The sequence below is a fragment of the Paucibacter sp. XJ19-41 genome (genome assembly GCF_028462495.1).
Lineage (GTDB): Bacteria > Pseudomonadota > Gammaproteobacteria > Burkholderiales > Burkholderiaceae_C > Roseateles_E.
The window spans coordinates 1-9,822 of record NZ_JAQOWX010000165.1; the positions used below are offsets into that span (position 1 = coordinate 1).

Sequence of the window (9,822 nt, forward strand, 5' to 3'; positions counted from 1 at the left end):
GCTGCGCAAGGGATGGGCCGGGCGCGGCGGCGCCAGCTCGAAGCTCAATCCGGTGAGGGCTTGCGGATGGTTGGACATGGTGCAGTCGCGAGACCTACTCGATCTCGTAGCCTTCGCAGGACAAGACCAGCTCTTCCATCGCGACATCGCCGCCGCCCTTGCCGGCCAGCGTGGGGCCGGTGTACTTCAGCGGCACGGCCCCCTGCAGCCGCCAGGTCGCGACCGGACCATCGCGGGCCTCGTCCTGCAGATGGATGACCACGGTGCGCTTGGCCTTGTAGCCTTCGGTGCGGGCCTGCTTGATCCACTGGAACAGATCGGCGCTGCCGATCAGGCCGCGCTTGAGCGTGACGTCGCCGACCTTGTGCACGCCGGGGATCTTGCGCACATGGTTCTCGGCCTCGTTGCCGTTGCGGTACTCGGCCACCGTCATCTCGGTCACCAGGCCCGAGACATCGGAGAAGCCGCCGGCCACGCCATTGCCCAGATCGACCTGGAAGTTGAAAGCGCCGTAGGGGGTGTCGCGTTGAATCATCGTCGGCTCCTGGCTCAGGACTTGGCGTCGGCCGTCTTCTGGCCGATGCGGAAGATCACGAACTCGGCGGGCTTGATCACGGCCACGCCGACCAGGCAGATCAGCCGGCCGTTGTCGAGGTCGTTCTGTGTCATCGTCGTGCGGTCGCAGCGAACGAAAAAGGCCTGCTCGGGCTTGGCGCCCAAGAGCGCGCCATTGCGCCATTCGTTGTAGAGGAAGTCGGCGATGGTGCCGCGCACATTGGCCCACAACATCTCGCCATTGGGCTCGAACACCGCCCACTGCGTGCCGCGATCAATGGACGCGCCCAGGTAGTTGAAGTAGCGCCGCACATTGACGTACTTCCATTCCGGGTCGCTGGAGATCGTGCGAGCACCCCAGACCCGCAGGCCGCGCCCGTCAAGCTGGCGCAGGCAGTTGACGCCGATCGGGTTCAGCAGCTCCTGCTGGCCGAAGTTGACATTGGGATGGAAGCGCAAGGCGCCGCGCACGATCTCGTTGGCCGGCGCCTTGTGCACGCCGCGCTCGACATCATTGCGTGCGTAGATGCCGCAGACAAAGCCCGAGGGCGGCAGCTGGATCTCGGCCGGCTGGCTGTTGCCGGGGCCGGCCAGTGGGTTGGCCACCACCACCCAGGGGTAGTAGAGCGCACCGCGGGTGGAGTCGACCAGGCCGCGCAGATCGCGCATCTCGGTGGCCGTGACATCGGGCGGCGCATCGAGCACGGCCATGCGGTAGCGGCGCGCGTCGGCCACATGGCTCAGCAGCGCTTCCTGGATCGAACGATAGACCGCCCCCTGGCTGATATCGGCAAAGGCCGAGTAGCCCGGCGCGGCCACCACCGAGACATCCTCCAGCGCGATCAGCAGATCCAGCCCGGCCTGGTACTCGCCGGCATCGGGTGCGGCGCCGTCGGTGCCGCCGGCCAGCGTGAAACGCACACTGGGCTCGATGCCATTGGCATCGGCACGGCCACCACCCAGCACCGCCAGCAGCTCGGGCGCGCCGATCGCGCCCCGGGTCTTCAGCGCGATCGGCTGGACCAGGGCTTCGGCGCGGCTCGCCGGTGCGGCCGACAGCAGCCGGCCGATGAATTGCGGCTGGCCGCTGCCCAGGCTGGCGCCTTCGTACTGGGCCCTGGCACCGTCGCTGGTCGCCACCGTGATGTCGAAGCTCAGCAGAGAGGCCGAGAAGTTGACCGGATCGAAGTCGGCCGGCAGCGTGGTGAGGGTCGGCAGCGGCGGGTCCACCGCCGCCGGCGCCTCGCCGATGCGGCTCCAGGCACCGGCGGCCTTGCCCCACAGGCCTTCCAGGGTGGCGGCGGGATTCTTGCGATGGATGCGCAACAGGCTGCCGTCGGGTGCGGCGCTGATCGCGGCCTTGCCTATCGGCGTCAGCACCTGCTGCACCGTGATGACGGCGCCGTTGAAATGTGTGCCGGCAAAGCGTGCCTCGAAGACCGCGCGCGGTGGATCGGCCGCATCGGCGGCGGCCAGCAGCGGCGGCGCCACGGCCGCCCGGGCATCGCCGGACTGGGCCCGCGCCACATAAAGCCGGCCGCCGCCGTTATTGAAGAAGGCCTGGGCCGCATGGGCGATGTAGTTGCGCCGGTGCGCATCGACGGTGTCGCCGTCGAAAGCCAGATCGTCGATGCCGCCATAGATGCGCTCGAAGTCGGCAAAGCTGGTCAGCAGCTCGGGCGCGCCGCCGACCGGGCCCTTGCGGGTCGGGCCGACAAAGGCGCAGGTGCTGGTGCCCACGCCCTCGATGGATTTGGAGCGGAAGCTGACTTCCTCGACATAGACGCCTGGGGCTAGGTATTCGGGCACGATGCACCTCCTGGGTGGCCGCAGTTCAGGGCCATGACACGGTCTCCACATGGCGCCGGCTGCTGCCCGCGCTCAGCAAGGGGTCGGCGGGGCTGATGACGCGCAGCGCCGGCACGCCGGCCTCGCGCCGCGCCAGCACCGCGCGCAGATCGGGCACGGGAACAGCCGCTTCATCGCTGCGCACGACCACGGCCGGGTCCAGCAGCAGCTGCAGGCCCAGCCTGAACTCGCGGCTCAGGCCGGCCGGACCGCCGGCATCCGGCAGGATGGCCGGCACGCCGGGAATCACCAGCAAGGCCTCGCCATGGGCATCGGTCAGCGCGTGGCGCAGCGACTGGCCGGCCAGCCGGGGCTGGGCCTCGATCACGACATTGGCCAGGCCCACCCCGCCCGGCAGCTGAACGGCCAGGCGCAGCACGGCCCAGGCCGCCCGCAGGGGCTGGGCCGCCGAGGGGTAGAGCCGGACCCGCAGCGGCCGCTGCGCGTTGTCGGCATCGTCCAGCGGCACGCCCGGCTGCGGCAGCAGGCGCGGCAGGGCCAGCGTGAGGGTCTGCGGCAGGTAGCGCTGCTGCGGGTCGTGGATAGTCAGCCGGAAATCGCGGCGCGGCGGTGTGGCCGGCGGATCGTCGAAGGCGCGGCTGTAGTCATCCTCACCGTCGACCGCATGGATCACATAGAGCCCGCGGCGATTGGGCAGCAGGCGCAGACCCGGGGCGTCGATATGCAGCGGCGCCCGCAGCGGCGCATCGCTCAGCGCATCGACGAACTCGATGGCACCGAAGATGCGGCGGTCGAGCCGCTCCATCATGGCCGCACCTCCGCGCCGAGCGCGATGCGGCGCGCCAGCACCGGCCCATGGTCCGGCTCGGGATCGAGTTCCAGCATCACATTGCGGGCGACAAAGCCCAGCGAGGGCCGCAGCGGCGGCAGCAGCACCTGCCAGAGCTTGCTGAGCTCATCGAGCGACAGATCCTCGGCCAGCAGCGGCACCTGCTCGTCGGGGCCGAAGCCCTCGCCGAGCACGCTGGCGTCCAGCACCGGCCGCTGCAGCAGCTCGCGCAGGACCCAGCCCAGCAGCGATTGCTCCTTCATCGCGGTGTCGGCCCAGACGCTCAGCAGCAGATGCACGTTCAGGCTCAGCGCTGCGACACGGCCCTGCGGCAGCTGCAGCGCCGGACGGTTGCGCAGCTGCTCGTTGTGGCCGATGCGCCAGACCATCAGGGTCAGCTTGCTGTCCTGGCCATCGAGCTTCTTCAGCTCGGTGACGCCGGCCGGCTCGAACTTGCAGCTCAGGCCGGCGATCGGGCGCAGCTGATAGGCGCGCGACAGGTGCTGGGCCAGCCCGCTGCACAGCGCATGGATGGCGGTGACGCCGGCCATCAGTGCAAGCTCCTGGGCGCCGGGCCGCCGGGCAGCAGTGCGCGCGGGTCGGCCGCCAGCGCCTGCAGCCGGGCCTGCAGATGCGCATCGCCGCGGGCGCCGCGATAGAGCACCCGGCCATCGGCGGCCTGCCAGGTCTCGACCACGCTACAGGCCGACATCCACTGCAGCGCGGCCTCGACCACGCCGACCGCCGCGCCCTGCTCGGCCGCCCCACCCCACCAGCGCGCAATGCCTTCAGCACTGTCACAGGCGTCGGGGTGGGCGCACAGATAGCGCGCCAGATGCTGAACGACGGACATGATGTCGGGATCCATGCTCGGGGCCTCCCCCAGCTTGATACCGACACTGCACGCACGGACGATGCCAGCTGCGAGAACCGCAGCAAGTGCTTGATTCAGCTCGCTATTCTTCCGCCCTCAGGCGCGCCCGGGTGGACCGCTTTGTCCTCCCGCAGCCGACCCTTGAGCGGCCGTGGCCGCGCCTGTGCCAGGGCTGGCCGCAGCGTGAGGGTTTTGTCCGTGCCGGTGGACAGATTTGTCCGTGCCGGCCTCAGAGTCCGCCCGGCGGCAGCAGCAACTGCTGCACCTGATTTCGATGCAGGCCCAGCAGGGCCGGCGCCAGCGCGCTCAGGCGCTCGAAGTCCAGGGCCTGCTCGCTGGCCTCGGCACGAAAGCCTGCAGCGAAGCGGGCTTGCTGCGCGGCCGAGCCGGCGCTACCGGTGGTGGTATCGGCCTGGCCCGTCAGCGCGGCGGCATTATCCAGACGCTGGCTCAGCTGCTGCTGGGCGCGGTCCAGTTTCCCCTGGGCGTCCAGCACCTGGACCAGGCTGTGGCGCTGGGCCTGGCTGTCGTCGAGCTTCCAGCCCGATGGGCTGATCGCATCGGGCTGCGGATCCAGCAAGGCCCGCACCATCTGGCCGCTGGGGAAACGCTTGCCGTCGCCGCGCAGGCTCAGGCCGTCGCGCAGCGCCGGCCATTGCGATTCGGGCGCGCTGAACAGCAGCTCGCCGCCCTGGCTGTGCGGACGCATATCGGTCGCCGCCAGCGCACGCTGCAGGCTTTGCAGGCCGCGCTGCAGGCCCTGGCCGTCGAGCGGCACCAGGGTCGCGCGCGGCTGGCCGGGCATGGCCAGCCTCAGCGTCTCGGCGCCGGCGCTGCTGAGCGCCTGCACATCGAGGCCGCGCACGCGGAACAGCTGGCGCGGCTGTTCGCCCTCGGCCACCGGCTGCAGGCGCGCGTCGAGCTGGCCGCCACTCTCACCGGCGCGTGCCTGCCAGGCTTGCTGGACGGCCTCCAGCTTGGCGGGCAAGGCCTGCCGGCTGGCCAGCTGCGGCTGGGCCAGTGCACGGCTGAGCCCGCTCTTCAGTTCTTGCAGGGCCTGGCCCAGCCGCTCGGCATAGGCCAGGCCTTGCTGCAGCTCGCCCAGGCGCTGCTGCTGCCCGGGCTCGCGAAACGGGCTGGTCCGGTACCTGCCGGCGCTGCTGCTCGTAGCGGGCGTAGCAGCGCTGCTGGGGGCCAGGTCTTGCGGCGCGACGCGGCGCAGTGCCGGCAGCGCGTCCAGCGCAATGCCTGTGCTGTTGGCGCCGCTGCGCTGCAGCGCTTCGCTGGCGCGCTGGGGGCTGTGGACGACGGGAATCTGCAAGCGTCGCCTCGACTCAGAAAGCGTTGAACAGGCTCAGCTGGCTGACCTTGGCATAGGCCTTCTGCGTGGCCTGCACCGCCAGCGTGTGGCTGTTCAGGCGCACCGAGGCCTCGCCATAGTCGAGCTGGGCCAGGTCGATATAGGCCTGCTTGTTGGCCAGGCTGATCGCGGCTTGGTTGTCGGCCATGGTTTGCAGCACATTCTGGCGCCCGCCCAACACGCTGATCTGGCCGCTGATGCCGTCCAGCATCAGATCGGTCTCGACCAGCTGGTCGCGTGCGGTGGTGCCGGTGTAGCTGCCGGTCTTGAAGGCGGTGGCCGCCGCGTCGAGCTTGTTCAGGAAGGCGGCGAAGCCCAGGCTGCCCAGCGAGACATTGGCGGCCAGGGTCACACCGTCGCCGACCGCAACGTCCTGCGTGAGGCCGTTGACCGCGGCATTCTGGGCATAGCGGGCCGGTGGCGCGGCGCCGGTGTCGGTCACGGTGGCGACATCGGTGGCGGTGCCCGAGAACAGGTACTTGCCCTCGGCATTGCGGCTGTTGGCGGCGAAGAACAGGCTGTCGCGCAGCGCTTCCAGCGAGGTGGCCATCGCGGCCACGTCGGCCGGCGTGTTGGCACCGTCGGCGGCCCAGACCAGCAGATCGCGGGCCATCATCAGATCGTTCTTCATCGAGTCCAGCGTGACCTCGTTGGCCTGCAGCCGGGTCTTCAGCGCGCCGGCATTGCTGCGGTACTGATCCAGTGCAGCCTCCTCGCGGGACAGCCGGGCCAGGCGCACCGTCGCGATGGTGTCGTCCGAGGGCTTCATGATGCGGTTGCCCGAGGCCATCTGCTGCATCACCAGCGCGAGGCCGCTGTTGGCGGTCTGCAGCGCGCTGTTCATCGTGGCGTGGTATTGGTTGCTGGCGATACGCATAGTCCGGTCCTTCCTGTCAGCGAATCATCGCCAGCGTGCTGTCGAACAAGGCATTGGCCACCGCGACGACCTTCATATTGGCCTCGTACATCTGCTTGTACTGCATCAGACTGATGGCCTCTTCGTCGTTGTTGACGCCGCTGGTGGACTTCCAGCTTTCCTCGGCCTGGTCGCGCACCGTGATCGCGGTCTTCTGCGCGGCGATGTTCTGCTGGCTCTGCACGCCCAGCTTGCCGACCAGCTGGGTGTAGACATCGCCCATCACGGTCAGCTTGCCGTCGACGCTGATGGTCTGGCTCTTCAGCCCGATCAGGGCCTTCAGATTGCTGCTGTCACCGATCGCACCGCCCGGCGCGGCAAAGGCCAGCTGCGTCGCGGTGAGGCCGGTCAGCTTGAGCTTGCCGCCGCTGTAGTCGAACAGCGGCTGGCCCGGGCCGACGACCGGTGGCGCGGAACCGGCCGCGAGCTGGGTGTTGAAGCTCGTCGCAATGCCCTGGGCCAGCTCGCCGATCGAGCTCTGCATCGGCTTGAGCACCTGGGTCTCGAAGTCCTGCAGCCCGCCGAGCTGGCCGCCCAGGTTCTGGCCCAGCACCTTGAAGCTGCTGTTGGCAAAGCTCAGTTCGAGGTCGCCAGCGTTCTGGCTCATCACCGCCGCTTCGCTGCCCAGCACCAGCGGCTGGCCGTTCTTCAGCGAGACGCTGATCGTGCCGTCCGGCTGATTGACGACCTGCAGGCCGGCCAGCGAGGACAGCGCATCGACCTGCTGGTCGCGCGCATCGAGCAGGCCCGAGGTGTTGATGCCGGTGGCCTGGGCCGCGGCGATCTGCTTGTTCAGCAGCGCGATGCTCTGGGTGTGGCTATTGACCTGGTCGATGGCCGCGCCGCGCTGCGCGAGCAGCGCGCTCTGCTGGCCGCTCAGCAGGCTTTGCAGGCTGCCGACGCGCTTGACCAGGCCGTCGGCCGCCGTGATCACCTGCTCGCGCAGCGGGCCCGAATCGGGCTGCACGCTGGCGGCATTGAGCGCGGCAAAGAAGGCATCGAGCCCCTGGTTGATGTTGGAGGTGTCGTCCGACATCACCTGCTCCAACTGGTTCAGATAAGGCTGGCCGGCCTTGTACTGGCCCAGGTTCGAGGCCGCCTGCCACATCTGCAGCGATTTGTAGCCGTCGTTGAAGCGCAGCAGGCCCGAGACGGCCACGCCGGCGCCGGCCGCATTGCTGCCGCTGCTGCCCGGCTGGACCGAGCCCAGCAGCACGCCCTGGCGGGTGTAGCCCGGCGTCATCGCGTTGGCGATGTTCTGGCTGTTGGTGTTCAGTGCCGCCTGGGCGGCGATCGCGCCGGACAGTGCGTTGAAGATCATGCTCATGGTTTGCTGCCCTGCTTGGACTTGTCAGGCTGGTAAGGCGACCCGGTAGCGGCCGGACTTAAACCGGCGGGAGGCAGAATCTGCTTGAGCATCAGGTCGGCGATGCCGAAGGCACGCTGGCCGGCCATCGCATCGGCCACCAGGCCGTCGGCCATGTCCATCATGTCCTCATTGACCTTGTTCTTCAGGGGGCTGTCATCGTCGGCCAGCGCGCGGGTGGCCGAGCGCATCTGGCTCATCATCTGCTTGATGAAAAAAGCCTCGAACTTCTCGGCCGCCTCGGCGGCGCGCGCCTGCAGGCGGACCGCGTCGGCATCGGCACCTGAGACAGCACCAGGCGCGGCGGCATTCAGGTGGGTATCGAGTTTCATCATCAGATCACCTGCAGCTCGCCTTCGATCGCGCCGGCCTGGTCCAGCGCCTGCAGGATGGCCATCAGATCGTCCGGGTTCGCGCCGATGCTGTTGATCGTGTCGACGATGGCCTGCAGGCTGGCGCCGGCCGGCCAGCGCNGCAGGATGGCCATCAGATCGTCCGGGTTCGCGCCGATGCTGTTGATCGTGTCGACGATGGCCTGCAGGCTGGCGCCGGCCGGCCAGCGCAGCATGCGGCCATTGCCCTGGTCGACGGCGACGCGCGACTGCGGTGTCACCTGGGTCTGGCCCTGGCTGAAGGGCTGGGGCTGGCTGACCTGGGGCCGCTCGCTGATCACCACCTTCAGCGAGCCATGCGAGACCGCCGCCGGCTTGACGCGCACGCCGTCGGCGATCACGACGGTGCCGGTGCGCGAGTTGAAGATGACCTTGGGCAGTTCGGCGCCGACCTCGACCTTGAGCGCCTGCAGCCCGGCCATGAAGGCGACGCGCTGGGTCGGGTTGGCGGGGGCCTGCACCTCGACGCTGGTGGCATCGCGGGTGCTGGCGATCTCGCCGGAGCGGCGATTGATGGTCTCGACGCTGGAGGTGGCGGTCTGGAAGTTGGGGCGCTTCAGGCTCAGCTGCACGCTGGGCCGGCTGTCGAAATCGGTCTCGATCTCGCGCTCCACCGTCGCCCCGTTCGGGATGCGGCCGGTGGTGGGGGTGTTGACGGTGACGCTGGAGCCGCTCTGGCCCTGCGCATTGAGGCCGCCGACCACCAGATTGCCCTGGGCCAGCGCATAGACCTCGCCGTCGGCCGCATGCAGCTGGGTGAGCAGCAGCACGCCGCCGCGCAGGCTCTTGGCATCGCCCAGCGAGGACACGGTCACATCGATGGGCTGGCCGCGCCGGTAGCCGCTCGGGAAGGTGGCGCTGACCATCACGGTGGCGACGTTCTTGCTCTTGGCCTCGGTGCGCTCGGGCTGCTTGACGCCGAACTGCTTGAGCAGATTGTTGATCGACTGGCCCGAGAACTTGACCTGGGTGCTGTCGCCGCTGCCGTTCAGGCCGACCACCAGGCCATAGCCGAGCAGCTGGTTGTCGCGCACGCCCTCGATGCTGACCAGCTGGCCCAGCGCCTGGGCGGCCTGGCTGGGCAGGCTCAGCAGGCTGGCGGCCAGGCTCAGGGCCAGGATGCAGATGCTCTTCATCGCTTCTTGTCTTTCTTCAGAACGGCATCAGCGCGCTGACAAACCAGCGCGTCAGCCAGCCGGGGGTATTGGCCTCGGCCATATGGCCGGTGCCGCTGTAGCTGATGCGGGCATTGGCGACGCGCTGCGAGGAGACGCGGTTGTCGTTGTCGACATCGGCGGCGCGCACATAGCCGCCCAGCCGTATCAGCTCCTCGCCCTGGTTCAGGTAGACGCTTTTCTCGCCCTGCACCTTCAGCAGACCGTTGGGCAGCACCTCGTGGACGACCACGGTGATCGCGCCCTGCAAGGTGTTCTGCTGGCTGCTCGAGGAGCGGCCGTTGAAGTCGCGCTGCGCTTCCAGCGAGCCGTCCGAGGACTTGTCGCGCAGGCTGGCCGAGAAGCCGGCGCTGCTGTTCTTGCCCAGCTGGGTGCCGGCGCTCTTGCTGGCCTGGGTGGTTTCCATCAGCACGACAGTCAGCACATCGCCGGCGCGGAAGGCGCGTGTGTCGGCGGTCAGGCTGGCGGTGCGGCCGGCGACAAAAACGCCGCCGGCGCGTGCCTTGGCAGGCGCCTGGGCCAGCGCCGGCAGCGGGGCCGGCTCGG

Annotated in this window: 11 protein-coding genes; all 11 read right to left on the bottom strand. The window is 69.2% G+C overall.

Annotated elements, in window-relative coordinates:
* Positions 1 to 94 precede the first annotated feature (94 nt).
* Positions 95 to 535, bottom strand: a complete 441-nt coding sequence (locus tag PO768_RS26280; protein ID WP_137943395.1) for a phage tail protein — start codon at positions 533 to 535, stop codon at positions 95 to 97.
* Between the two features lie 14 nt (positions 536 to 549).
* The gene (locus PO768_RS26285) at positions 550 to 2,364 is read right to left on the bottom strand and encodes a phage tail sheath family protein (RefSeq protein ID WP_272648412.1); all 1,815 of its coding nucleotides are present in this window, start codon (positions 2,362 to 2,364) and stop codon (positions 550 to 552) included.
* Positions 2,365 to 2,389: 25 nt separating this feature from the next.
* Positions 2,390 to 3,172: a hypothetical protein gene (locus tag PO768_RS26290; RefSeq protein ID WP_272648413.1), complete on the bottom strand. Its 783-nt coding sequence runs from the start codon at positions 3,170 to 3,172 to the stop codon at positions 2,390 to 2,392.
* The gene (locus PO768_RS26295; RefSeq protein WP_262972904.1) at positions 3,169 to 3,744 is read right to left on the bottom strand and encodes a DUF4255 domain-containing protein; all 576 of its coding nucleotides are present in this window, start codon (positions 3,742 to 3,744) and stop codon (positions 3,169 to 3,171) included. The genes PO768_RS26290 and PO768_RS26295 overlap by 4 nt, the downstream gene beginning before the upstream one ends.
* A complete protein-coding gene (locus tag PO768_RS26300; RefSeq protein WP_272648414.1) occupies positions 3,744 to 4,046 on the bottom strand; it encodes a hypothetical protein in 303 nt (100 codons plus the stop codon). Before PO768_RS26300 ends, PO768_RS26295 begins: the two co-directional genes overlap by 1 nt.
* A gap of 250 nt (positions 4,047 to 4,296) precedes the next feature.
* Positions 4,297 to 5,388 carry a hypothetical protein gene (locus PO768_RS26305; RefSeq protein ID WP_272648415.1) on the bottom strand — a complete coding sequence of 364 codons (1,092 nt, stop codon included), beginning with the start codon at positions 5,386 to 5,388 and terminating at the stop codon, positions 4,297 to 4,299.
* A gap of 13 nt (positions 5,389 to 5,401) precedes the next feature.
* Complete coding sequence (gene flgL, locus PO768_RS26310; protein WP_137943401.1) at positions 5,402 to 6,304, bottom strand: flagellar hook-associated protein FlgL; 903 nt, start codon at positions 6,302 to 6,304, stop codon at positions 5,402 to 5,404.
* A gap of 16 nt (positions 6,305 to 6,320) precedes the next feature.
* The gene (gene flgK, locus PO768_RS26315; RefSeq protein ID WP_272648416.1) at positions 6,321 to 7,670 is read right to left on the bottom strand and encodes a flagellar hook-associated protein FlgK; all 1,350 of its coding nucleotides are present in this window, start codon (positions 7,668 to 7,670) and stop codon (positions 6,321 to 6,323) included.
* Positions 7,667 to 8,044, bottom strand: a complete 378-nt coding sequence (locus tag PO768_RS26320) for a rod-binding protein (RefSeq protein ID WP_272648417.1) — start codon at positions 8,042 to 8,044, stop codon at positions 7,667 to 7,669. Before PO768_RS26320 ends, flgK begins: the two co-directional genes overlap by 4 nt.
* Complete coding sequence (locus tag PO768_RS26325) at positions 8,044 to 9,237, bottom strand: flagellar basal body P-ring protein FlgI (protein WP_272648418.1); 1,194 nt, start codon at positions 9,235 to 9,237, stop codon at positions 8,044 to 8,046. The genes PO768_RS26320 and PO768_RS26325 overlap by 1 nt, the downstream gene beginning before the upstream one ends.
* Before the next feature lie 16 nt (positions 9,238 to 9,253).
* A partial coding sequence (gene flgH / locus PO768_RS26330; RefSeq protein ID WP_272648419.1) for a flagellar basal body L-ring protein FlgH occupies positions 9,254 to 9,822 on the bottom strand: 569 nt, incomplete at its 5' end.